Here is a 22,710-nt window from a genome sequence, read left to right on the forward strand (position 1 = left end):
GTAAAGCGGACCAGATCCGGCGGACGACCGGCGACACCTGGGGAGATGAGGATCACTTAGATGCCAACCGATCTCACCCAGAGCTACCCGAGGCGCCGCAGCGAGAAATCGCGCACGGCCATCGTGACGGCGACCCGAGAACTGCTTCTCGAGCGCGGATTCGACGGCCTGACCATCGAGGCGGTGGCCGCCCGGGCCGGTGTGGGAAAGCAGACCATCTATCGCTGGTGGCCCAGCCGTCCGGTGCTGGTCGCCGACGTCATGCTCGAGGACGCGGACAAGATCCTGGCGTCGGTGGACCACACCGACGACCTGGCGGCCGACCTCGTCGGGTGGGTTCGCAAACTTGCCGCAACGCTGACCGCACCGCGGGGCTCGGCGATGCTGCGCATCCTGACCGTCGCCTGCATGGAGCACCCGGAAACCGCCGCCAAACTGCGGGCCGGGTTCAGTTTGCCGCTGCATGAAAGCGTCCGCAGCCGGCTTCTCGCGGACGGTATCGACGAGGCAACGGCCGAGTCAGCGGCCGACGCCATCGTCGGCGGCGTGGTGTACCCGATTCTCTCTGACGCACAGTCATATTCACGACGCCGAGCCGAGCGCACCACCCGGATCATCGTCGAGGCGCTCGGGGCCCGCCGCTGACCAAGAGTGCAGCGGACGCAGCAACGAGTTCTTCTTGTAGTAGTGCTCCGCCATTCTGCGCATGATGTTGTCGAGCACGGTCACCGCCTCGGGCAGGTAGGGACCCTTGTTAAGCATCACGCATTCGGCCCGTTCGCTCATCGCCGCATCGCTGATCTCGGCGCGCGACGGCAGGCCCGTCTTGGCGAGCTGCTCGAGCACCTGCGTCGCCCAGATCACCGGCAGGTGCGCCGCCTCGCACAACCACAGAATCTCCTCCTGCAGCTCGGCCATCCGCTCGTAACCGCATTCGACCGCCAGATCGCCGCGGGCGATCATCACCCCGACCCGCGGCCGGCGCATCGCGGTGAGCAGCAGCTGCGGCAGGTGTTCGAAGGCGCGCCGGGTTTCGACCTTGAGCACGATGCCCAGCTCGTCGGCGCCGAGCCGATCGAGCTCGTCCAGCAGCCGCTCGACATCCGCCGGGCTCCGAACGAACGACATGTCCACCAAGTCCGCCAGTTCGACGGCGACGGCGAGGTCGGCGACGTCGCGGTCGGTGATCGCCGAAATCGGCAGCTCGGTGTCCGGCATGTTGATGCCCTTTGCGGCCTTCAGGCGAGCCTCACCCTCTTCGGGATGGTCGATGCGCACGGTGATGACGTCGGAATCGACGGACACCACCCGCCCGCCGATCCTGCCGTCGTCGAAATGGATCGCATCCCCGGAGCGGGCATGATCGAACGCCTCGGGCAGCGTGCAACCGATCCGCGCAACGGGTTGATCGCCGTCCACCGGGGCCGGCGAACAGTCGCGGGTCAGCCGCAGCAGGTCTCCGGCGCGCAGCACCAGGCTCTGCTCCTTCGCCGGGAGCGGACCCACTTCGGCCGGCTTTCTGCCGTCTCCGGCGTGCAGGGCCGTGCCGGTCACCAGGTAGGTGGTCTGCTGGGCGGTCAGCACGAATCCACCTGAAGCGTCGACGGTCTCGAGTCCCAGCCGCCGCCTGGACCCCCGTGCGTCCCGCAATACCAGTACGTCGCCGCCGTTGCGGTTGGTCAGCCACCGTCGCGGGACGGTGATGACCGCCTTGCCGGGCTGGGGCGGGTCCGTCGGCTCCTCGATCGACGTCAGCCAGGCGCGTGCCGGCGCGACGACCTCACCGAGGGCGTTTCGGGGTGGGCGCAGTTTGATGACGCGGGGACCCGGCTCCAGCGGCCCGGTCCGCAGCTTCGGCCCCGCGAGATCCATTGCCACCAGGCAGGTTTCGCCGGCGCGGGCGGCCGCATCCCGGACGTGGTGCGCCATCGCGCGCCACGCCGGCGCGTCGTCGTGCGCGCAGTTGATCCGGGCGATGTTCATGCCACGTCGCACCAGCCCGCGAACCAGGTCGGCGTCGGTGGCGGCCTCCGACGGCAGCGTGACCATGATCCGGGTCGCGCGATGCGGCGGGCGCGGGCCCAGCAGGTCCACCGTATGTTGGCGCAGTATCTCGGCTCCCCGCTCGATGGGTACCACCGAGGGCGGCGGCGGCTCCCACGTGCCTCCCACGATGGCGGCGATGGCCGCGCGAACCGCCGCAAGGGTGGCGTGAACATGTGATTCGCTGCGGCCCAGCGACGAAAGCCCGAATTCCGCCAGGTCCGTCTGCAGCTCCCGCAAGTCATATTGCCGAATGGCCCAGTAGTGGACCAGGTTTCGCGCGCTCGACCGATGCTCGGGCGCCACGGTGGTCAGCCAGTCCGCCCACGCGCGCTCGGCCTCGGACAGCCTGGTCAACAAGCCGTCGATCCGGTCGAGCAAACCTGCCAGTCTCCGCAGGTCACCTCCCCCGGCGATGCGCTCAGGAAGCACGACGACTCCTTCGTGGTTTTGCGGCCACATGGTGTTAACGTCCGCGTAACGGTAACGATCCGAAACATCAAGGCACACACCAAATTAGCGGCCGCTGCGGCGCCACAGCAGAGGAATTGGTCCCAAATCCGGGTGGCGCGGATCCAATGGGTAAGATCCCGCACGGCGACAGGAGCGGGCATGGACGAGGACTGTCTGAAGCTCAGTGCCTATCTGGCGGAGCGCCGGCGGACCGGCGAGGGCTTCGTCTCCGACGTGCTGCTCAACCTCTACCAACAGCATCGGATCGCCAGCAGCGTCGTGCTGCGCGGCATCGGCGGATTCGGGACGGGTCGGCACCTGCGAACCGACGAGTCGCTGACGCTATCCGAGGACCCGCCCGTGGTGATCGTCGCCGTGGACACCCGTAAATCGATCGAGGCCCTGATCGATCCGGTGCTCGCGATCAAACAGCGCGGCCTGGTCACGCTGGAGCGCGCGCGGCTGCTGCGCCAGGACGTCAGGTTGCCGGAGCTACCCGACGACTTGCGCGAGGCCGTCAAGCTGACGATCTACCTCGGCCGCAAGGAGCGCGCCCAGGGAGTACCGGCCTACGTCGCGGTCTGCGATCTCATGCACCGGCGCCACATCGCCGGCGCCTCAGTCTTCCTGGGTGTCGACGGCCTCATCCACGGACAACGGCACCGCGCCCACTTTTTCGGTCGCAACGCCGATGTACCGATGATGGTCGTCGCGGTCGGGTCCGGCGATCGGATCGCTCGGGTGCTGCCGGAGCTCGGCGACCTGCTCCGCCAGCCAATGTTCACGCTGGAACGGGTCCGCGTGTGCAAGCGCGACGGCGAATTGCTGGAACGGCCGCATGCCCTGCCGGGGGTTGACGAACACGGCCTGCCCCTGTGGCAGAAGCTGATGGTCTATACCTCCGAATCGGCGCTGCATGACGGGGTGCCGATTCACCGCGCCATCGTCCAGCGGCTTCGTCAGCGCGAATCGCCGGACGGCGCGACGGTGGTCCGGGGCATCTGGGGTTACCACGGGGACCATCGGCCCCACGGGGACAAGCTGCTCGCGTTGAGGCGTCGCGTGCCGGCGGTCACGATCGTCGTCGACACTCCGGCCAACATCGCGGAATGCTTTGACGTCGTCGACGAACTCACGCAGCACGAGGGGCTGGTCACCAGCGAGATGGTGCCCGCGCTGGTGTCGGACGACGGCGAACCCGGCCAGGGCGGGCCGCCCTTGGCCAACCACCGCTACTAGAGCCGGGCGTCAGCCCGCGACGGACGCGTCGTAGATCGACTGGATCGACCTGTCCAGGGTGGCGTTGAACTGCTCGTCGGACTGGTCGACCGCAAGCCCCTCGGTCAGCGCGCGGCTGAAGCTGGCGATCAGCCCGGTGTTCTTCGCCAGCAGCTCGTTGGCCTCCTCGCGCGAGTAGCCACCGGACAGCGCGACCACCCGCATCACCTTGGGGTGCTCGATCAGCGGACGGTAGAAGTTGACCTCGGTGGGCAAGCTCAGCTTGATCATCACGCGCTGACCGGCCGGCACGGTTTCGAGTTGCTTGGTGATCTCGTCCCGCAGGATGGCCTCGGCCTCGGCCTTGTCCGGGATCGAGATGGTGACCTCGGGCTCGAGGATGGGAACCAGGCCGTGCGACAGCACCTGGTGGCCGACCTCGAACTGCTGGGCGACGATCGCCGCGATGCCCGCCGCGTTGGCCCCGCCGATCACCGACCGTTCCTTAGTGCCGAAGACGCCCTTGCTCACGGCCCGCTCGAGCAGCTCGTCCAGTCCCGGCATCGGCTTCATCAGCTGGACGTCGTCGGACGCCTCCGCCAGGCCCTTGTCGATCTTCAGGATGGGCACCACGCCCTTGGTCTCCCAGAGGTACGTGGTCGACGGCACCCCCTCGATGTCCCGGTCCATGGTCTGTTCGAACAGGATCGCCGCCAGCACCCGGTCGCCGTTGAACGCCGGGGAGGTGATGATCCGCGAACGCATCTGGTGGATGAGGTCGAACATCTCCGCGTCGGAGGAATACGCGTCCTCTTGAATCCCGTATAGACGCAGCGCCTTGGGTGTCGAGCCGCCGCTCTGGTCGAGCGCTGCAATGAACCCCTTGCCCGACGTCATCCGGTCGGCCTGCTGCTGGTTCGGCATGGAACTTCCCCACTCCCTCGTGGCACTGTCGGGTGCCGATCATATTCGTCCGATCGGGGCGCGAGCGGGCAGGTCATCCGTCGGTGCTTGCCAGCTCGCGTTGCCCGACCACCCCGCTGATACCCGCCGCGCCGAGCCGCTCACGGAACGCCTGCGCTGTGTAGCCGACCGCCGTCGCGTCGGTTCGGGCGCGCACCGTCGCCGAACGCGGCATGTGGAACAGCACGCCCATTTCGCCGAAGTAGTCCCCGGGCCCGGCGACCTTGACCAGCTCCTCGCCGCCGTCGGCCAGTTCGCGCACGATGTCGAACTCGCCCTCCGACACGACGTAGATCAAATCGCCCATCGTGCACTGCTCGAACAGCACCTCGCCGGCCTTCAGCTGGACGGCTTCGGGGGGCCGGTTCGTCGACGCGTGCGCGGGCGCCAGCTCGACGACGTGGTCGGCCAGCGGCAGTATCCGGCTGTCGTGGGTCGCGACCACCACCACGCGCTCGCCCTCGGCGAGCGAGCGGATTAGCCGCAGTACCTCCTCCACCTGGATGAAGTCGAGGTGCGCGGTCGGCTCGTCCGCGAGGATCAGCGGCGGCTCCAGCGCGATCGCGCGAGCCACCGCGACCCGTTGCTGCTGCCCGCCGCTGAGGTCCCCGGGGCGGTGCTTCATCCGCTCTGAGAGGTTGACGCGGTTCAGCAGTTCCTCGGCGCGGCGGCGCGAGGCCGCGCGCGACCATCCGGCGGCGCGCAGCGGAACCATCACGTTCTCCAGCGCAGTGAGGCTGGGGACCAGGTTGAAGGCCTGGAACACGATGCCTACGGTGTCGCGCCGATACTTCGCCAGCTCGCGGCCGTCGAGCGCCGTGACGTCGATGTCACCGAACTTGATTGCCCCGCTCTTCGGCCGCAAGATCCCGCCGAGGCAGGACAGCAACGTCGTCTTTCCGCAGCCGCTGGGACCGAGCAGGATCACCAGCGACCCGGCCGCCACGTCGAGGTGCATGCCGTTAATGGGGCGAAGTGCGTAACCCCCGCTGGAGTACTCGACGACGAGGTCTTGAATGCGTAGCTGGTCCACGGTTCAGGGACCTCCGAACGCAAGTGCCGGATCGACCCCGACAGCACGTCTTAGTCCAGCGCCGCTGGCCAGCAAACCGACCATAATCGCGATCACCGGTAGCGCCAGGTAGGCCGACATGGGAATCACGACATTCATCGGGAACAACGGTGCCAGCAGCTGCGCAAGGATGACTCCCAGCAGCGCCGCCAGCACCGCGACGACGACCGCCTGCAGCGCAAGACCGGCCAGAATCGACCGCGTCGGCACACCGATCGCCTTGAACACCGCAAAGTCGCGCAGGCGCTCCAGCGCGGACAGGTAGATCAGTGATCCGACGATCAGCACCGCCAGGATCCACAGCAAGAAGGCCACGATCGTGATCGCACCAGCAGGGTCCTTCACCGGGCGTAACAGGTCGCTGACACCGCCTGCTCGATCGACGGCTTGGTAGCCGTTCGGGAGCTGTCGGGGTGTGCCGACGATTCCTATCGACGTGATCAGCGGCTGACCGTTGTAGGCCAGTTGCTGCAGGCCCTCGGTCGTCAGGAAGATATTGGGCTTCTTCGCTTGTGTAGTGGAATTGGGCACAATGCCGACGAGGCGCAATGTGCGCGCACCGACCTGCAGATCGTCGCCGATGTGCTTGCCCAGCGTGCTCGACACCGCCATCTCATCCGGCGTCGCCGGTGGCCGACCCTCCGAGACGCGCGGCATGCCGGGTCCATGCTCCGGCGCGCCGAAGACCGTAACGTTGTGCGTTGCCGTGCCCTCCCTGATAGTCGACGCCGCAGTCACCAGTGGGGCCGCAGCCGCGACACCCGGCACACCGGCCACCCGGGTCAGATCCACTTGGTCGAATGGTGTTGCCCCCAGGAACGGTCCGGCCGCGCCGGCCTTGATGACGAAGGCGTCGACACCCATCGAATCGACGGTTCGCTGGGCCTCGACGCGGAAGCCGTTCGCCAGCCCGGTCAGCACCAACGTCATCGCGAAGACCAACCCCGTGCTGATGATCGCGATGACGAGGCGCCGCCGTCGCCATTGCATATCGCGCAACGCCGCGATCAGCATGCTCAGACGCTACCGCCGTTACTTCAGCGCGTCGACAACATCGTCCGCGGTGACCTCGTAACCCAGTTCGGCGCCGTATCGGACCATGGCCTCCAGGCAGGTGTGCGCGATGAGTCCCATCACCATGAGTCGACGGATGCCGTGCCTCCTGAGCAAAACATCCAGGTCGGTGTTGTCGAAACCGCTGGAACACCAACGCTCTTGGGCGACGATGTCGCCCGGTTGCGGCTCGAACCCGCGATGGAGCCTCGGCACAGCCGCTATGCCGTGGTTTCGTCCTGTCGCGGGGCGCGCCGTTTGGTGGGCCACACCGCCATGCGATCGAGCAGCCCGTCGCGCAGCACCAGTGTGTGAAACAGCACGGCGCAGACGTGGGCGGTGAACGTCAGGAAGAGCAGGAAGGCGAACACGTTGTGGGCCTGCCGGAGCACCGCGTACAGATCGAGGTTGTGCGGCGCGATCCCCGGTAGCCGCAGCGGCCCCGCCATAGTGACCGGGAATCGTGCGGCCGACAGCATCGCCCACCCGATCAGCGGCTGGATGAGCAGCAGCGCGTAAAGCAGGTATTCCGACCACGACGCGATGCGGCGTTCGGCCTTGCTCATCGTCGCCAGGAATGGGGGGAGCCGGTGGGTGAGCCGGTTCACCAGGCGCACCACGGCGAAGACGAGGATCAACACCCCCAGCGGGCGATGGATGGCCAGCAGCAACGGGTAGTAGGTCAGCGAAGCGATCATGGTCACGCCGATCACCAGCTGGACGATGACCATCGGCGCCATCAGCCAGTGCAGAATTCGGGAGGGGACGGCGAAACGTGCTGGGGCGCTGGTAGTTTCGCTTGCGGTTTCGGTCATGACAGCACCTTGCTCACGTTGACCTCGCTGGGCGATTTGGGCTCCTCGGCGCGACGGGTGAATGAGCGTGCGTAGACGGCCGACCTCGCCGGCGGCAGCGGGTCGTCCGATGCGGTGATGCCGTCCGGCAGGACCAGCGGGTCGAAGTTGATATCGCGCGCGTTGCCGGCTTCCTCCGTCTGCACCGCCGTGATGGTGATGGTGCCGGCGTCGATAGTCCGCCGCGACGGCGGCCACGGCTTGGTCGCGTCGTGGGTCGGATCGCCCGGCTCGCCGACCGTGAGCACCAGCCGCCAGCTCAGCGGCCGTTGCGACGCCGCGCGGATGAGGTCGTCGAAAAGGTAGTCCTTGCCGTGCGGCGGCTGCGGGCCCCCGCCGTGGCCGGCGTCCACTGGCACCACCGACCAGCGCACCGGAACGGTGGCGCCGGCGGTGTTGGTGAACCAGAAGGCGTTCAGCCCGTAAAACGTGCTGTCCGCGAACCCGGCGGTGGGCGGGGACTGCTTGATGATCTTCATCGCCGCGACGGTTTCGGGATGCCGATCGAGGAACGCGGCCAGCTTTTGCGGGTCGGGCTTGCCCGTCTCGGGCAGCGGCTTGGAGGCGAGCAACCGCTCGTAAAACCCCTCCGGGGTGCTGTCCGTGAAGACGGGGAAGTTGATCATCGCGGTGCGCCATTGCTGGCCGCCGGCCTCGAACAGCAGCCCGAGGCCGCGGACGGTGTCGGGCTTGTCCGCCTGGTCCGGCAGGCCGCCGCCCAGCGAGAACCGGCCGACGACCGGCACGGTTCCGGGCCGGAAGACCGCGGCCCGGCAGATGGCCGCGCCGGCCCCGTTGCTCGCAAAAGACCCCGTTGCGCTGAGTCCTTTGGCATGGTTTCGCCGAAACCCGTCGTGGCGGCCGAAGACGTGCTCGAAGCGATCGGCGAACCGGGGTGGGGTGAGTGTGTCCGGCCGCAGCCAGCCGCCGGCATAGGCAAAGCCGCCGACGTCCACCGCCGCGAAGCCCGCGACGGCGCCCAGTCCGAGCAGCGCAGCCCGCCGATTCAGTGCGACGCGACGGGAGTGTTCGGGTTTGGTCGTGTCAACGTCGTCTTCCGGGACGCCATCCTGATCACCGGCCCCCATCCCACCGTCCTTTCCCGCTTTTCCGGGCCAAGCCGCGCAGCCTGGGAACGACACTCGGTGGAAGCAATTCATCCACCTGAGGCTGCCGTGCGCAACACCTGCGGCGGTCCTCACGCACACTGCGACCACGTCGCGGCGCCGGAATTCGTTCAGCGGTCGCCTAATGACAACCGACGTTGTAAGCACCCGCCCGGGGCTGGAGCCGCCCTGCCGATCTCCCGTGGCTTAGGATCGAATGATCACGTGCGGCTGCGCTCCGCCTAGCGGCGCAGGATCGATGGAGTATTTGTCCTCTACATGGGCGTGTTACGCGGGTTGAGTCGACAGCCCCGGCTTGGCGGTAGCTGTTGATTTCTCTGTCCCCGCACCGGACGAATGTGAGTGATGAACCATGATCGAACAATCCGGCGACTCGGCCGATCCGATCGCCTTCGAGGTAGGAAAACGGCAGGTAGACCAGACGGTCGTACTCACCGTCTCGGGCGAAGTGGACATGCTCAGTGCGCCGCAACTCGCCGAGGCGATACACACCGAGCTGGCCACCGGACCGGCGGGACTCGTCGTAGACCTGTCCAAAGTGGATTTCCTGGCCTCGGCCGGGATGACCGTCCTGGTGTCCGCGCAGGCGGACGTCGCGCCGCCCACTCGGTTCGCGGTCGTCGCGAATGGCCCGGCCACCAGCCGGCCGATCAAGCTCATGGGTTTGGACAACGTGTTGTCGCTGTACAGCACGCTCGACAGCGCGCTGTGCCGTGTCTCCGAGGGTTCGACCTCGGAAGAGCTCGCCTGACGCGCTAAGTGGCGGGCGCCAGGACCTGCTGAATGCGTTCGTCGCGCGGCAGCACGGGACCGTCGTCGAGCGCTTCGTCGACGCCTAGCTCGGTCAGGCCGGCTTTGGTCATGAGCGAGGTGCCGTAGGCGGCGAGAGCGAGCTTTTGGTCGTCGCTGTGGCCATCCTCGATGAGCATCGCGCCGATCAGGCAGATGACGGCCATCTTGTAAGCGTTGAACGCGCGATACCACGCGCGGTTGCAGACCGTAATCCCGCTGACCGACTCGTAGTGCGCCAGTAGGGCGTCGATGCCCAGCGCCGCCGGGTGGGTGTTGATACCGACGGGCTGCATCCACAACATCTCGAGCCAACCGATGTCGGTCAATGGATCGCCCACGGTCGTCATCTCCCAGTCGAACACCGCGCTGACCTCGCCGCCGCGAAAGGCGAAGTTGCCCGGTTTGGCATCGCCGTGCACCAACGTGACCTTCGGGCATGGCCGGGGCCTGCCGGCGCGCAGCGCCTCGTGGAGCCGTTCCAGGGCGGGCAGCCGGTCGCGCTTGACCCGGTTCATCTCGGCAACCCAGTGGTCGAGTTCGCGGTCGAGATGACCGCGACCGTCGTCCAGCGCGTCGAGCCCGGTCCGTGCCAGGTCGACGGTGTGGATCGCCGCGAGTTGTTCGACCAGGCTCTGACACATCCCCACCACGGTCGAGTCCGCGACGCCGGCCGGCGCCTCCATCTCGTAGACCTGACCGGCGGCCCGTTCCATCACGAAGAAGGGGCGGCCGAGCACGTCGCCGGTTTCTTCGAGCCACAGCGCCCGCGGAACACGGACCGCCGAGTCCGCCAGGGCGCGCAGGATCGCGAACTGGCGCGCGAGATCGTAGGGCTCCAGCAGCGCGGGTGGTTTGGGCCGCAGCCGCAGCACCGCATCTTGGCGGGTGTCCCGGTCGCCGTGCCGGGTGACAACGCTCAGCATCATCATCTCGGCGGAATGTCCGAAGTCCACCCGGTCCAGCCCCTCGGCACGGACGTCGTCAGCGTCGGGTACCTGCGTGCGCAGCCAGGCCGTCAGGCGCTCTTCGGAGTTGGCGTCCACCGTCATTGGCGGACCGGATCGTCTTCTCCGGCCAGCCGGTCGACGGGTGTCTTGTCCTGGGTGAACGCCGACATGTCCATGGCCGTCCAGTTCGGATAGCGTTGGTAGCCCTGCCCGCCGAGCAGCAATTCGAAGACGCCCCAACCGATGTCGCCATCGATCTCGAACCGCATCAACTGGTCGAGCGCCATCGATTTGCCCTCGGTTTCCGCGAGCTGCTCGGGATCGGTGCTGTCCCACTGGAAATGGATGAAGTACGCTCCGTTGCCCAGGTCCTCGTATTGGCAATGCGCCATCGGAAGGCCGTAGTAGGCGTTGACTTCCTGGCGGGCGGCGTCGGCGAAGACGCGGTAGGCCTTGCCATCTTCGTCGGTGAAGACCAGTGTCGCGCGGGCGGGCCGCTTGCTGTCGCCGTCGAATTCCACCTCGTGCTCGATCTCGACGAATCGCTTCGACAGGGTGCCGTCGGCGTGAGTGATCCCGCCGTCGACGTAATTGACTGTGCCGTCCGAGGATTCAATGACCCACGCCTCGATGGCACGGTCGTCGAATCCGGCGTCGAGCCACAGCCAGAAGTCGATCTTGTCCGAGACGCGCACGCCGAACGTGCGGTCGCGCCCGCCGTGGAACCCGTCCACGCTGATGCGCTCGCCGTCGATCGTGACCCAGCCGCTCCATCGTCCGGGTTCCTTCATGTGATACATGTCGGCCAGCAGCTGGCCGTCCTCACCGTGCACCTTCATCGGCAGCAGCTCCCACATCGGGGCGGTGGGCTCGTAGTAGAGCTCCCACTCGATGCCGGACTTGTTGGGCGCGACGTCGAGCCTCCACTTCTTCAGTGGCTCGACGCAGGTCCAGCTCATCGGGCCGGCGCGCAGGTCGGCGCGGTCGGCGCCGGTCACGGGCCGGCCCGCCAGAAGGTCCCAGTGCCGGCCGTCGGCGAGGCTGACCTTGACATATCCCAGCGCGGTTCCGGTGTTGGGGTTGTTGCCGTAGCCGCTGGCCAACAGCATGGTGCCGTCGGGCGACGCGGCGAAGAAGTAGCACCGGTCCGACCACGTCGGATCGGGATCGTGCACCCGGTCGAAGGTCGTCGGGAGCTGGTGGGTGAACGACTCGTCGGCGGCGGAGTAGCCCATCATCGCCCTCTCAGTCCGGTTAATGACCTGGGCGACAAGAAGATCCGGTGCATCGCGAACGCGCCGCGGTTGCCCGTGGCATCAGATACCGAAGTAGCACAACGCATCCCGTACCATCGGCGAGATGGAACCGAGCCGGTGGTGGGGCGCCGACCGCGCGATCCTCGACGACGAGGAGGCCCGCAGGCGGATCCTCGACGCCGCGGGGCGCTGCATCGTCCGCCGGGGGAACTCTCAGTTCCGAATGGGTGAGGTGGCCGACGAGGCCGGGGTGTCGCGGTCGACGGTGTACCGGTACTTCCCCGGCCGCGACGATGTGTTGCTCGGCCTGATGCTGATGCGGGTCGACAAAGCGCTTGGTGATCTGGTGCGCTCGCTGCCCGCGCCGGACGACCCGGTTCGGTCGGTGCCCGAGATGGTGTTGGCGCGGGTCGAGTCGGTGGCCAGCAATCCACTGAACGAGGCGATGTTCGCCGCGGAGAGCACCGCGGTGGCCGCGGCCCTGGAGAAGGGCTCGGAACCCTTCGTGGAGCTGCTGCTGCGGCACTACGAACCCCTGCTGAATCGGTGGAAGCGGGCGGGGCGCCTCTACGACGACCTCGACTTTCGCTCGATTGTCCAGTGGTTGCACACCACCACGTTGTTTCTGCTGGGGCCGTCGTGGCGGTATCGCCCGGCCGCGGACAAGCGCCAGTTCGTCGAGCAGTTCGTGGTGCGGGCCCTGGTGCCACAAATCAGACAATAATCACGTATTGTCTGATGTCCAGACGTTCGGGTATTTTTGTCTGACGGGACCCCGCGTCGGTTGAGTGACCCCTCCCGCCGGCACGGGGCTCCCGAACCAGAACGGATGCATATGAAAAGCCTTGCGCAACAAGCTTTTTCCCTCGCGGGCTTGGCCGCTCACCTGGGCCAGGGGGTCCGCCGGGTGGCCGCCGACGCCGTGGTGGGGGCCCGGCTGGGGTTGCCCCGGACGGTCGCTGACATCGACGCCCGGGTCCTGTCCAAGCTGATGGGAACCAGCGTTCGGTCGGTCCGCGTGCTCGACCGGGACGCCGGGACCTCGTCAAGGGCCCGGCTCGTGCTGACCGGCAAGAACGTCCCCGAGTCGGTGTTCGTCAAGGTCGCCGCCGAAACCACCGCCACCCGCCTGATGGGCGAGCTCGGCCGCCTCGGACACACCGAGGTGCGCTTCTACAACGAACTGGCGCCGCAACTGCACGGCGTGCCGTATGCCTACGGCGCGGCGTTCGACACCTGGACGGGCCGTTACCTGCTGGTTCTGGAAGACCTGCCCGCCGGATCGTGCGAATTCCCCGACACCCTGCACCCGCTGTCCCCCGACCAGGCCAGCCTCATCGTCGAATTGCTGGCCGATCTGCACGCCACCTTCTGGGACCGCCTCCCGCGCGACCGCCGCGGCCCGCTGGGCTGGCTGTACACCCCGTCTGACGACGTCACGTCGTTGTTGACCGGTTCGCTGATGCACGCCTCGATCAAACGGCTCGCAGGACGCAGCGAAATCCCCGTCGAGAACGGCGCTTTCATCGCCGACAACTACCGCGCCGTCGCCGCGCTGATCGACACGGGACCGCACACCGTCATGCACGGCGACGCCCACCCCGGCAACATGTATTTCGACGGCGGCAAGGCGGGGCTGCTGGACTGGCAGGCGGTGCGGCGCGGACACCCCTCCCGCGAGCTGGCGTACACGCTGATCACCAGCTTGACCCCGGAGGACCGCATGGCGAACCAACGGGAGCTGCTCGACGACTACCGACGCGCCCTCGCGGCGGCCGGCGGACCGGACCTCGACCGCGACGAGCTGTTGCGGCGCTACCGGCAGGGCGCGCTGTACGCGTATGTGGCCCCGCTGATCACCGCGGGGATGGGCGGAATGCAGGTCGAAGGCATCGCGATGGAGGGCCTGCGGCGCGGCGTGGCAGCGCTGGACGACCTGGAAACCATTGCGGCACTGAAGAGTTGTCTCTAGCCCCAACTTCGCAGGATTCATTGACTGAAGGTGCCGGGAGGAATATCGTCTGTACTTACGCTACGCGGCGTAGCGTAATGCGGCGGAGAGGCCCCTCATGTTCGATCTCAAGATCACCGGTGGCACTGTCGTCGACGGCACCGGCGCCGACCGCTATCGGGCCGACGTCGGCATCAAGGACGGCGTGATCGTCGACGTCGTCCGCCGCGGTGCCGACGACCCCCCGATGACCGGTGAGGCCGCCGAAACCATCGACGCGACAGGGCATCTGGTGGCCCCCGGGTTCGTCGACATCCACACCCACTACGACGGTCAGGTGAGCTGGGACGGCCTGCTCGAGCCGTCCAGCGGCCACGGCGTCACGACGATCGTGACCGGCAACTGCGGGGTCGGCTTCGCCCCCGTGCGGCCCGGCAGCGAGCAATGGCTGATCGAGTTGATGGAGGGCGTCGAGGACATCCCCGGCACCGCGCTCACCGAGGGCATCACCTGGGGCTGGGAAACCTACCCCGAGTACCTCGACGCCATCGGCAAGCAGAAGTTCGCGATCGACGTGGGCAGCCAGGTCGCCCACGGCGCCATCCGCGCCTACGCGATGGGCGAGCGGGGCGCCCGCAACGAGCCGGCCACGCCCGACGACATCGCGGCCATGTCGCGGCTGGTCACCGAGGCCGTCGAGGCCGGCGCGCTCGGATTCTCGACGTCGCGCACGATGGGCCACCGCGCGATGGACGGCGAGCCGGTGCCCGGCACCTTCGCCGCCGAGGAGGAACTGTTCGGCCTGGGCCGCGCCATGGCCGCCGGCGGTCAGGCCGTGTTCGAGCTGGCCCCGCAGGGGGCCGCCGGCGAGGACATCATCGGCCCGAAGAAGGAATTGGACTGGATGCGCCGGCTGAGCGCCGAAATCGACCGCCCGGTGTCGTTCGCCCTCATTCAGGTGGACGCCGACCCGAAGCTGTGGCGCGAGATGCTCGACCTCTCCGCAGATGCGCACGCGGCGGGCGCACGGCTGCACCCGCAGATCGCGGCGCGCCCGTTCGGCATGATGATCGGCTTCCAAGGGCATCACGGCTTCAGCCATCGCCCGACGTATCGTCGGCTCGCGGCCGAATGCAGCCGCGCCGAGCTCGCGCAGCGCCTCGCCGATCCCGCGGTGAAGGCGGCGATCCTTTCCGAGGACGACCTGCCGGTGGACCCGACGCTGCTGTTCGACGGGATGTTCGCCTTGGTGCAGCACTCGCTGCACCGCCTCTACGCGCTGGGCAACCCACCCGACTACGAGCCGACGCCCGACCGCACCGTCGCCGCGATCGCCAAGGAACGCGGCGAGGATCCGCTGGCCACCCTCTACGACCTCATGCTCGAGGCGAACGCGACCAACATGTTGATGCTGCCGCTGTTCAACTATGCCGACGGCAACTGCGACGCGATCCGGGAGATGATGCTGCACCCGGCCGGCGTGCTGGGACTCTCCGACGGCGGTGCGCACTGCGGAATGATCTGTGACGCTTCCTATCCCACATTCCTGCTGACGCACTGGGCCCGGGACCGCCGGCGGGGCGAGAAGCTGCCGCTCGAGTACGTGATCCGCAAGCAGTCCCGCGACACCGCGCACCTGTTCGGCCTCACCGACCGCGGCACCATCGAGGCCGGCAAGAAGGCCGACATCAACGTGATCGACATGGACGCCCTGCGACTGCACCCGGCGGCGATGGCCTTCGACTTGCCGGCCGGCGGCCATCGGATCCTGCAGGGCGCAAGCGGCTATGCCGCCACGATCGTCAGCGGGACCGTGACCCGCCGCAACGATGTCGACACCGGGGCGCGCCCCGGCCGCCTGGTGCGCGGAGCGCGTTAGGGCTCCGCGCATGAACGCGTCAGTGGGCAACCCCGCTCGAACCCGCCCCCATGCCCAAGAGGACGCGATCGGCACCCCGCCCGCCTGCCCGACCCTGGTGCCGGCCGAGCGCTACTACTCGCCGGCGTTCGCCCAACTCGAGGTCGAACGGATGTGGCCGAAGGTGTGGCAGCTCGCGTGCATGGTCGACCACGTCGCCGAGCCGGGCGACTACTTCGAGTACCGCTGCGGCCCCTACGGGGTGCTGATCGTGCGCGGTCAGGACGGCGTCTTGCGCGCGTTTCAGAACGCCTGCCGCCATCGCGGCAACTCGCTGTGCACCGGCTCGGGTTCCGGGCTGCGCGAGCTCAAGTGCGGGTATCACGGGTGGACCTGGGACCTCGCCGGCACGCTGAAGCGGGTGCCCGACCGCAAGGGCTTCGGCTCGCTGCGGATGTCCGACTTCCCGCTGATACCCGCCCGGGTCGACACCTGGGAGGGGCTGGTCTTCGTCAACCTCGATGTCGGCGCGATGCCGCTGCTCGAGTACCTCGAGGCGGTGCCCGACGACATCGCCTGGTGCCACCTGAGCGACTTCCGCTGCTACGCGACGCTGACCATCGACGTCGACGCCAACTGGAAGACGATCGCCGATGGCTACAGCGAGACCTACCACATCCAGACGCTGCATCCCGAGCTGCTGCGCTGCGTCGACGACGTCCATGCGCCCCAACAGATCTGGGGCCACACCGGCAAGTCGGACCAGCCCTACGGCGTGCAGAGCCCGCGCTTCGAGGGCGCGCTGAGCGACGAAGAGGTCTGGGACGCGTACGTCTACACGCAGGGCGCGCTGATGGGCGCGGCCGAAGGCACGCCCTTCCCCGCCGACGAACGCCAGCCAGGGCAGACCGTCCAGGACTTGATCGCGGCGCGCACCCGCGCCTTCGCGGCCAGCCGCGGGGTGGACCTCGACTGGGCCGACACCGACCGGGTCACCCGGCTGCACCAGTACAACGTGTTCCCCAACATGACGTTTCTCGCCAACGCCGATCACTTGACGCTGATGTGCTCGAGGCCCGGCGCCGACCCCGATCACGGCGAAATGGTCATCTTCTTGATGACCCGGATGGCGCCGGGGGCACCGCGGTGCAAGCCAGCGGACATGCGAAGCACCGCCGGGGAGGCCGAACCGGGCTTGGTGCTGACCCAGGACATCCGGCTGCTCGCGGGATTACAGCGCGGCCTGCACCAACCCGGGTTCACCCACCTGGCGCTCTCCAGCGAGGAACGGCGCGTCATCAACATGCATCGCAACCTCGAGCGCTACCTGGACCTGCCCGAGTCCGAGCGGATAAGCGGCGGTGAAAAGGTGCCGTCGGAATTCGATTAGACCTCCCGAAATCGGGTAGGCGCGCATTAGACTCCCGGCTTGTGACGAGTCCGTCCGATGCCTGGGGCTACGAACGGCGGCAACTCTTGCATCAGGTACAGATGCGATGTCAGGCACTCGGCCGCAGGCGGGCGCGGCGGCTGTGTCACCATTTCGAGCGCGTCGGGGTCCACACCGCCCCCGAACGGCTACGCCAGATGGTGGCTGGGGTGCCCGTTGCCGACGATGAAGTGACGGATGTGAATTTCGCGTTGATCGCGATGCAACTCAATCGCGAGGCCCGCGGCGCGCGGGTCAAGCGTCTCAAGCGCCAGGGCACCCGCTCGCTGCTGTTCATGGGCCTGGTCCTGGTAGTACTCAACTTCCTCTTCTGTATCGCCTACGTCTTGCTGAACCTGGCCCAGCAGGCCACCCCGCTGTGAATTCGGGCTATTAGGTCGCCGTCACTGCTCGACCGTGCGGCTGGCCGCACGTTCGCAGGCGCGGTCGCCGCACCTCTTGACTTTTCAACGCGGGGCGACGATCCCGTTGTCGTAGGCGTAGACGATGGCCGCGGCGCGATCCCGCAGGTCGAGTTTCCCGAAGATCCGGCCGATGTGACTTTTGACGGTGACACCCGAGATGCACAGTTCGTCGGCGATTTCGCTGTTGGACAGTCCCTTCCCGATCAGCGTCAGCACGTCCAACTCGCGCGTGGTGAGTTGGGCGATCTCGTTGCCCCGCCGTTCGCAGGCGTCGGGGGCGGCGGCCTTGCGGTAGGTGGTTAGGACGCGCGAGGTGACCGCGGGATCCAGGTAGCTGTCTCCCCGGGCCACCGTCCGCACGGCGCGGATCAACTCCTCGGCCGACGAGTCCTTGAGCACGAATCCGGCGGCCCCGGCCCGCAGCGCCCCGGACAGCAGGTCGTCCTCATTGAATGTGGTCAACGCGAGCACCGGCGGGCCGCCGGCCAGCCTTCGTGTCGCCTCGATCCCGTCGACCCGCCGCATCCGCAGGTCCATCACGACGACGTCGGGCCGGTGCGCGGCCACGGCGGCGGGCACCTCGTCCCCGTCGGCGCATTCGGCGACCACGTTGAATCCGTCCTTGCGGCGCAGGATCCGGCGCAACCCGGACCGCACCAAGTCCTGGTCATCGACCAGCAGCACCGCGATCTCGGCCTCGTCGATCACAACTTGCACCACGGCGGCCGCCGGCCCGTGTCGCCCGCTTCGAGCGGGATCTCGGCACGCACCGACCACCCGTCGCTCGTCGGGCCGACGTCGATCGCGCCGCCCAGCAGTTCGACGCGCTGGCGCATGCCGCTCACCCCGCGCCCTTCCACGCACGGGGCCGCGGCCACCGCGGCCGGCAGCCGATTGTCGATGACGAGGCTTGCTGAGACCGCTGAAACGCTCAGCGCCACCGTTGATTTCGAATCGGGGGCATGTTTGGCGATGTTGGTCAGCGATTCCTGGGCGATGCGATACAGCGCGTGGCCGACGGCCGCCGAGACGCGCGGGGTGGGGCCCTCGACGCGCAGTGTGACGGCCAGACCGGCGCGCTCGTAATCCCCGACGAGGAGCCGGATGTCGTCGATGCCGGGCTCGGGCGCGATCTTCATTGGCGAATCGTTGAGCAGCCCGACGGTCCGGCGGATGTCGGCCATCGCCTGCCGGCCCAGCCGCTCGGCCTGTTCGAGCGCCTCCACCGCGTCATCGACGTCGCGATCCTGCTGCAGCGCCCGCCGCGCACCGGTCACGTGCAACAGCGTGATGGACAGCGAGTGGGCGATGACGTCGTGCACTTCTCGGGCGATGCGCCGACGCTCGTCGGCGGCGGCGTGCTCGGCCAGCGCCTCCTGCGCACGGATCTGCTCGGCCAGCAGCAGCCGTTGGCTGCGCATGATGTAGCCGAGCAGCCAGCCCGCCGCAACGAAACCGAGGTATAGGGCGACCGCGTCCAGGCGGTGAAGCGCGGCCGCCGCAAGCAGCAGCCCGGCCGCCGACGCGGCTGCCAGCAAGCCGCCCGCAATGGAGCTCAATGTCGCGACGGATAGGACCATGAGCACCAGCAGCGCCGGGGCGAAATCGGCATGAACGGGTGTCGGCGTGCCGAACAGCATGATGGCGGTAGCCGTCGACCAGGTTGCCCACATCAGCAACGGGCTGAGCTTCATGTTGAAGAAAAAGAACAGCAGCGTCGGTGAGACCGACACCGCGAGCGCCGCCAGCACCACGGGCAGGCCGGCGGTTGGGCGTTGCAGGATCGCGATCACCCAGGCGCCCACCTCGGTGACGTCGACAGCGACAAACGACGTCCAAGTGATACCCACGGGGATCAGCTCGCTGCGCCGGCGAAGCTGTTCCCGCAGGTAATCCGCCACGACACGCAACATCGTCCAATCCTAAGAGAGCTTCGCTCCTCGTCACATCATGCCGAGGTCGGCACCCGTCTCCGCCCGTGGTAGGAGGCAAAAACCGAACCTCGGCACGACGCGCGGCAGAGGTCCGCCTTCCTACCGTCGAGTCATGACATGGACACTGCTGCACGACCGGATGGCCTTCATGGCCAACGTGATCAAGGCCGCCGAGACCGATCCCGAGGCGGCCCTCGCGCTGGCCGACGGTTCGTCCGAGGTGTCGCGGCTGTTCGGCGACGAGGAGGGCCTACTGCTTTCGCTGCGGCAGCGCTGGATGACGATGCTCGTCGCCAAGCTGGATCAGGCGGCGCACGACGGCGTTGCGGCCGAACGAGTGCGGGCCGACCTCGCGGCCGCCGAGCCCGGGCTGCACGCCCTGCTGGAGATCGCCTCCAGGCGCTCGCTGCGGGTGCGTTCCCTGTCCGGGGACGAGCGACGGGTGATGGAGTTGCTGGGCGGACCCAGCGATCGGCAGACCGTTGCTTGACGGAACGGGAATCGTCTCGCGCCTTACCGGCCGATACGCGATCCTGATCGTCGGCCTGTGGATCCTGGCGGCGGCCGGCGCCAATCTGGCCGTGCCGCAATTGGAACGGGTCGTGGACACACACGCCCGCACGTTCATGCCTGCTGACGCGCCGAGTTCCGTCGCCGCGTCCCGCGCCGCCGGGCTGTTCGGCCAAAAGCCAAGCAACAACTTCGTTTACGTCGTGCTGGAAAGTGATCAGCGCCTCACGCCGCGCGACCGCCAGTTCTATGACGCGCTGACCGCAGCCCTGTCCGCCGATCGTGGCCACGTCAACGCGTTGACCGACTTGTGGTCACAGCCCGCCACGGCGGCGGGCGCCCAGAGTTCCGACGGGCGGGCCGTCAGCCTGATGGTGCGGCTCGCCGGAATGCTCGGCACGTCCGCGGCCCGCGATTCGGTGAATGCCGTGCGCGGCGACGTGGCCAAGCTGTCACCACCGCCGGCCCTGCGCGTCCTCGTTACCGGTCCCGGCGCCACCATCGTCGACGAATTCTCCGCCATCGACCGGCAGATGCTCATGATCACCGCCGCCACGGTCGGTGTCATCCTGCTGTTGCTGCTGTTGGTATACCGATCACCGATCGCCGCGGCGATCCCCCTGACCTCGGTCGGCATCGCGCTGGCCTTGGCCCGTTCCCTCGCTGCGGCGTTTGGCCAGGCCAATGTCGTTGAGGTGTCGCTGTTCTCGGCGGCGCTCATGGCGGCGATGACGTTGGGCGCCGGCACCGACTACGCGATCTTCCTCATCGGCCGCTACCACGAAGGCCGGCGCCGCGCTATCGCGCCGCCGCAGGCGCTGGCCGAGGCCTACCGGGCCGTCGCGCCGGTGGTCATCGGATCGGCGCTGACGGTGTCGGTTGCGCTCGGATGCCTCGGGTTCGCCAGGGTCGGAATGTTCCGCAGCGCCGGGATACCATGCGCGATAGGAGTTTTGGTCACCATGGCCGCCGCGCTGACGCTGACGCCCGCGCTCATGGGCCTGGCCCTGCGCGGTGGGTTTCTCGAGCCGCGGCCCTCGACGACGTCGCGGCGCTGGCGGCGCGTGGGAGCAGCGGTGACCCGCTGGCCCGGCCCCATCCTGATCACCGCGGGCGGCTTGACCCTGCTGGCGGCGCTGCCGCTGGCGGGCACGCGGATCGGGTGGAACGAACCGGCCGCCACCCCCGCCGGCGCCGAATCCAGCCGCGGCTACGCGGCCAGCGACCGGCACTTTGCGTCGAATTCGCTACTGCCCGAAGTCGTCACCATTCAGGCCGACCACGACCTGCGCAACCCGGCGGGGCTGATCGCGGTCGAACGGATCACACGCCAGATCATGGCGATCCCGGGTGTGCGCATGGTGCAGTCCGCGAGCCGCCCCGACGGCAGGGTGCCCGACGAGGCGACGTTGACGTATCAGACCGGAGTGCTCGGCCGTCAGCTCGGGGACACGATCGACTCACTGACCCAACGGCTGAACCGGGTCTCCGAACTCGACAGCGCTCTGGCGCAGACACAAATCGCGGTGGACAGGCTGGGGGGTGGATTGCGCGGCGGCAGCGCGGGTTTGGCCGACATGTCCGCGGCCGCGGACGACATGCGTAGCGGCATGGACGGCGTCCAACGTTCCGTCACCACAGTATCGGGTTACCTCGACCCGCTGCGGGATTTCGTCGCTCGCACCCCGGGCTGCGATGCCAACCCGATCTGCTCGACGGTGGACCGTGCGCTCCAGCCCGTCGACAACCTGGTGCAGACTTCGACGCGGCTCGGCGACGGCGCGGCCAAGCTGACCAGCGGGTCAAGCGCCGCCGCGACGGCCATCTCGAGCTTGCCGCAGACCGTGAATTCGATGAAAGACGCTCTAGGACAAGCGCGCTCGGCCACTCACGAATTGCTGAGCCTGAGCGAGACGATCGGGCCGCAGCTGCACCAGTTGACCGATTACCTGACCGAGATCGCCACCCAATTTCAGGGCAGCGCCGCGTCCGGTTTCTACCTGCCGCAACGCGCGCTGACCGACCCGCGGTACATCGAGGTCCTGCACCAACTGATCTCGGCCGATGGCCGCTCCACCTACCTGCTGGTCTACGGCGAGGGGAATGAATGGGGCGCCGAGGGCGCGGCGCGGGCGGATCGGGTGCGCACGGCGATCAAGGAGGCCACCAAGGAAGGAACGCTGGCGCCGACGGGCGTCGACCTGGCCGGCGTCGGCCCCGTGACCTCCGATCTGCAGCACTTTGTCGCGCGTGACAGCGCATTGCTCGTGGGTGCGGCGCTGGTCCTCATCTTCCTGATCGTCACGGCGATGCTGCGCAGTCCGGTGGCCGGGCTGGTCGTCGTCGGCACCGTCGTCGCCTCCTACGCGTCGGCGCTGGGCATCAGCGCGCTCATTTGGCAGCGCCTGCTTCATCACGAGTTGCACTGGGCGGTCGCGCCCATCGCCTTCATCGCATTGATCGCCGTCGGCGCGGACTACAACCTGCTGCTGGCGTTGCGGATCAAGCAGGAGGCAACCGCGGGAATCAGAACGGGCATCATCCGCGCGTTCGGTGGCACCGGCGGGGTAGTCACGACCGCGGGCATCGTCTTCGGGCTCACCATGCTCGCGTTGCTGGGCAGCAGCGTGCTCAGCATTGCGCAGATCGGCACGACCATCGCGATCGGGTTGATGATGGACACGCTGGTCGTGCGGGCGCTCGTCGTGCCGTCCATTGTCGCGTTGCTGGGTAGGTGGTTCTTCTGGCCGCGGGCCGTCCCGCCGCGGGGTCCGGCGCCGATGAAAGCGCCCGAGCGCCAACTGGTTTCGGCGGCAAGCAGCTAG

21 protein-coding genes are annotated in these 22,710 nt (G+C 67.9%); 10 read left to right on the top strand and 11 right to left on the bottom strand.

What is annotated here, in order from left to right; translation table 11 throughout:
- The first annotated feature begins 60 nt into the window (after positions 1-60).
- Positions 61-645, top strand: coding sequence for a TetR/AcrR family transcriptional regulator (locus tag N415_RS02515; protein WP_068176899.1), 585 nt, complete (start codon positions 61-63; stop codon positions 643-645).
- On the opposite strand, the gene N415_RS02520 is transcribed toward N415_RS02515, so the two are convergent.
- Complete coding sequence (locus N415_RS02520; protein WP_239645425.1) at positions 583-2,475, bottom strand: pyruvate kinase; 1,893 nt, start codon at positions 2,473-2,475, stop codon at positions 583-585. The two genes, N415_RS02515 and N415_RS02520, sit on opposite strands and share 63 nt — an antisense overlap.
- 180 nt (positions 2,476-2,655) lie before the next feature.
- Between N415_RS02520 and N415_RS02525 the strand changes: the two genes are divergently transcribed.
- Positions 2,656-3,735 carry a DUF190 domain-containing protein gene (locus tag N415_RS02525; protein ID WP_068176903.1) on the top strand — a complete coding sequence of 360 codons (1,080 nt, stop codon included), beginning with the start codon at positions 2,656-2,658 and terminating at the stop codon, positions 3,733-3,735.
- A 9-nt stretch (positions 3,736-3,744) separates the two neighbouring features.
- Here N415_RS02525 and N415_RS02530 read toward each other — a convergent pair whose 3' ends face one another.
- The 6 genes from N415_RS02530 to N415_RS02555 all read right to left on the bottom strand — a co-directional run bounded on the left by N415_RS02530 (position 3,745) and on the right by N415_RS02555 (position 8,744).
- On the bottom strand, positions 3,745-4,638 hold the full coding sequence (locus N415_RS02530; RefSeq protein ID WP_068176905.1) for a fructose bisphosphate aldolase: 894 nt from the start codon (positions 4,636-4,638) through the stop codon (positions 3,745-3,747).
- Positions 4,639-4,711: 73 nt separating this feature from the next.
- Positions 4,712-5,710, bottom strand: coding sequence for an ATP-binding cassette domain-containing protein (locus N415_RS02535; protein ID WP_068176907.1), 999 nt, complete (start codon positions 5,708-5,710; stop codon positions 4,712-4,714).
- A 3-nt stretch (positions 5,711-5,713) separates the two neighbouring features.
- Entirely contained in the window at positions 5,714-6,763 is a 1,050-nt protein-coding gene (locus tag N415_RS02540) for an ABC transporter permease (protein WP_068176910.1), read from the bottom strand.
- An 18-nt stretch (positions 6,764-6,781) separates the two neighbouring features.
- On the bottom strand, positions 6,782-7,072 hold the full coding sequence (locus N415_RS30415) for an isochorismatase family protein (protein WP_343203447.1): 291 nt from the start codon (positions 7,070-7,072) through the stop codon (positions 6,782-6,784).
- A complete protein-coding gene (locus N415_RS32160) occupies positions 7,024-7,617 on the bottom strand; it encodes a cytochrome b/b6 domain-containing protein (protein WP_068176914.1) in 594 nt (197 codons plus the stop codon). Before N415_RS32160 ends, N415_RS30415 begins: the two co-directional genes overlap by 49 nt.
- Complete coding sequence (locus N415_RS02555; protein WP_343203448.1) at positions 7,614-8,744, bottom strand: catalase family peroxidase; 1,131 nt, start codon at positions 8,742-8,744, stop codon at positions 7,614-7,616. The genes N415_RS32160 and N415_RS02555 overlap by 4 nt, the downstream gene beginning before the upstream one ends.
- A gap of 391 nt (positions 8,745-9,135) precedes the next feature.
- On the opposite strand from N415_RS02555, the gene N415_RS02560 reads away from it, so the two are divergent.
- Positions 9,136-9,534 carry an STAS domain-containing protein gene (locus N415_RS02560; RefSeq protein WP_068176916.1) on the top strand — a complete coding sequence of 133 codons (399 nt, stop codon included), beginning with the start codon at positions 9,136-9,138 and terminating at the stop codon, positions 9,532-9,534.
- A gap of 4 nt (positions 9,535-9,538) precedes the next feature.
- Here N415_RS02560 and N415_RS02565 read toward each other — a convergent pair whose 3' ends face one another.
- Entirely contained in the window at positions 9,539-10,624 is a 1,086-nt protein-coding gene (locus N415_RS02565; protein ID WP_068176918.1) for a phosphotransferase family protein, read from the bottom strand.
- Positions 10,621-11,757 (bottom strand): hypothetical protein, encoded by a 1,137-nt coding sequence (locus N415_RS02570; RefSeq protein ID WP_193376390.1) that lies wholly within the window; start codon positions 11,755-11,757, stop codon positions 10,621-10,623. The genes N415_RS02565 and N415_RS02570 overlap by 4 nt, the downstream gene beginning before the upstream one ends.
- 124 nt (positions 11,758-11,881) lie before the next feature.
- On the opposite strand from N415_RS02570, the gene N415_RS02575 reads away from it, so the two are divergent.
- The 5 genes from N415_RS02575 (at position 11,882) to N415_RS02595 (ending at position 17,399) form a co-directional block, all read left to right on the top strand.
- Positions 11,882-12,502 carry a TetR/AcrR family transcriptional regulator gene (locus tag N415_RS02575; RefSeq protein WP_068176922.1) on the top strand — a complete coding sequence of 207 codons (621 nt, stop codon included), beginning with the start codon at positions 11,882-11,884 and terminating at the stop codon, positions 12,500-12,502.
- 111 nt (positions 12,503-12,613) lie between these two features.
- Positions 12,614-13,750 (top strand): phosphotransferase, encoded by a 1,137-nt coding sequence (locus N415_RS02580; protein WP_193376386.1) that lies wholly within the window; start codon positions 12,614-12,616, stop codon positions 13,748-13,750.
- A gap of 97 nt (positions 13,751-13,847) precedes the next feature.
- On the top strand, positions 13,848-15,608 hold the full coding sequence (locus N415_RS02585; protein WP_068176925.1) for an amidohydrolase family protein: 1,761 nt from the start codon (positions 13,848-13,850) through the stop codon (positions 15,606-15,608).
- 10 nt (positions 15,609-15,618) lie between these two features.
- The gene (locus N415_RS02590) at positions 15,619-16,977 is read left to right on the top strand and encodes an aromatic ring-hydroxylating dioxygenase subunit alpha (protein WP_068177026.1); all 1,359 of its coding nucleotides are present in this window, start codon (positions 15,619-15,621) and stop codon (positions 16,975-16,977) included.
- A 41-nt stretch (positions 16,978-17,018) separates the two neighbouring features.
- On the top strand, positions 17,019-17,399 hold the full coding sequence (locus tag N415_RS02595; RefSeq protein WP_239645426.1) for a hypothetical protein: 381 nt from the start codon (positions 17,019-17,021) through the stop codon (positions 17,397-17,399).
- Positions 17,400-17,483: 84 nt separating this feature from the next.
- On the opposite strand, the gene N415_RS02600 is transcribed toward N415_RS02595, so the two are convergent.
- Positions 17,484-18,149 (bottom strand): response regulator transcription factor, encoded by a 666-nt coding sequence (locus N415_RS02600; protein ID WP_068177032.1) that lies wholly within the window; start codon positions 18,147-18,149, stop codon positions 17,484-17,486.
- The gene (locus tag N415_RS02605) at positions 18,146-19,354 is read right to left on the bottom strand and encodes a histidine kinase (RefSeq protein WP_068176928.1); all 1,209 of its coding nucleotides are present in this window, start codon (positions 19,352-19,354) and stop codon (positions 18,146-18,148) included. Before N415_RS02605 ends, N415_RS02600 begins: the two co-directional genes overlap by 4 nt.
- 133 nt (positions 19,355-19,487) lie before the next feature.
- Between N415_RS02605 and N415_RS02610 the strand changes: the two genes are divergently transcribed.
- Both N415_RS02610 and N415_RS02615 read left to right on the top strand, forming a co-directional pair.
- On the top strand, positions 19,488-19,865 hold the full coding sequence (locus tag N415_RS02610; protein WP_068176930.1) for a hypothetical protein: 378 nt from the start codon (positions 19,488-19,490) through the stop codon (positions 19,863-19,865).
- Positions 19,858-22,710 carry an RND family transporter gene (locus N415_RS02615; RefSeq protein WP_068176932.1) on the top strand — a complete coding sequence of 951 codons (2,853 nt, stop codon included), beginning with the start codon at positions 19,858-19,860 and terminating at the stop codon, positions 22,708-22,710. The genes N415_RS02610 and N415_RS02615 overlap by 8 nt, the downstream gene beginning before the upstream one ends.

Source organism: Mycobacterium sp. UM_CSW (assembly GCF_000455205.1).
Taxonomy (GTDB): Bacteria; Actinomycetota; Actinomycetes; order Mycobacteriales; family Mycobacteriaceae; genus Mycobacterium.

Excerpts from the sequence above, each read along its gene's own strand:
- N415_RS02515 (WP_068176899.1), top strand. The coding sequence starts at position 61 with ATGCCAACCGATCTCACCCAGAGCTACCCGAGGCGCCGCAGCGAGAAA.
- N415_RS02525 (WP_068176903.1), top strand. The coding sequence starts at position 2,656 with ATGGACGAGGACTGTCTGAAGCTCAGTGCCTATCTGGCGGAGCGCCGG.
- N415_RS02530 (WP_068176905.1), bottom strand. The coding sequence starts at position 4,638 with ATGCCGAACCAGCAGCAGGCCGACCGGATGACGTCGGGCAAGGGGTTC.
- N415_RS02540 (WP_068176910.1), bottom strand. The coding sequence starts at position 6,763 with ATGCTGATCGCGGCGTTGCGCGATATGCAATGGCGACGGCGGCGCCTC.
- N415_RS32160 (WP_068176914.1), bottom strand. The coding sequence starts at position 7,617 with ATGACCGAAACCGCAAGCGAAACTACCAGCGCCCCAGCACGTTTCGCC.
- N415_RS02555 (WP_343203448.1), bottom strand. The coding sequence starts at position 8,744 with ATGGGGGCCGGTGATCAGGATGGCGTCCCGGAAGACGACGTTGACACG.
- N415_RS02560 (WP_068176916.1), top strand. The coding sequence starts at position 9,136 with ATGATCGAACAATCCGGCGACTCGGCCGATCCGATCGCCTTCGAGGTA.
- N415_RS02565 (WP_068176918.1), bottom strand. The coding sequence starts at position 10,624 with ATGACGGTGGACGCCAACTCCGAAGAGCGCCTGACGGCCTGGCTGCGC.
- N415_RS02570 (WP_193376390.1), bottom strand. The coding sequence starts at position 11,757 with ATGGGCTACTCCGCCGCCGACGAGTCGTTCACCCACCAGCTCCCGACG.
- N415_RS02575 (WP_068176922.1), top strand. The coding sequence starts at position 11,882 with ATGGAACCGAGCCGGTGGTGGGGCGCCGACCGCGCGATCCTCGACGAC.
- N415_RS02580 (WP_193376386.1), top strand. The coding sequence starts at position 12,614 with ATGAAAAGCCTTGCGCAACAAGCTTTTTCCCTCGCGGGCTTGGCCGCT.
- N415_RS02585 (WP_068176925.1), top strand. The coding sequence starts at position 13,848 with ATGTTCGATCTCAAGATCACCGGTGGCACTGTCGTCGACGGCACCGGC.
- N415_RS02590 (WP_068177026.1), top strand. The coding sequence starts at position 15,619 with ATGAACGCGTCAGTGGGCAACCCCGCTCGAACCCGCCCCCATGCCCAA.
- N415_RS02605 (WP_068176928.1), bottom strand. The coding sequence starts at position 19,354 with ATGTTGCGTGTCGTGGCGGATTACCTGCGGGAACAGCTTCGCCGGCGC.
- N415_RS02610 (WP_068176930.1), top strand. The coding sequence starts at position 19,488 with ATGACATGGACACTGCTGCACGACCGGATGGCCTTCATGGCCAACGTG.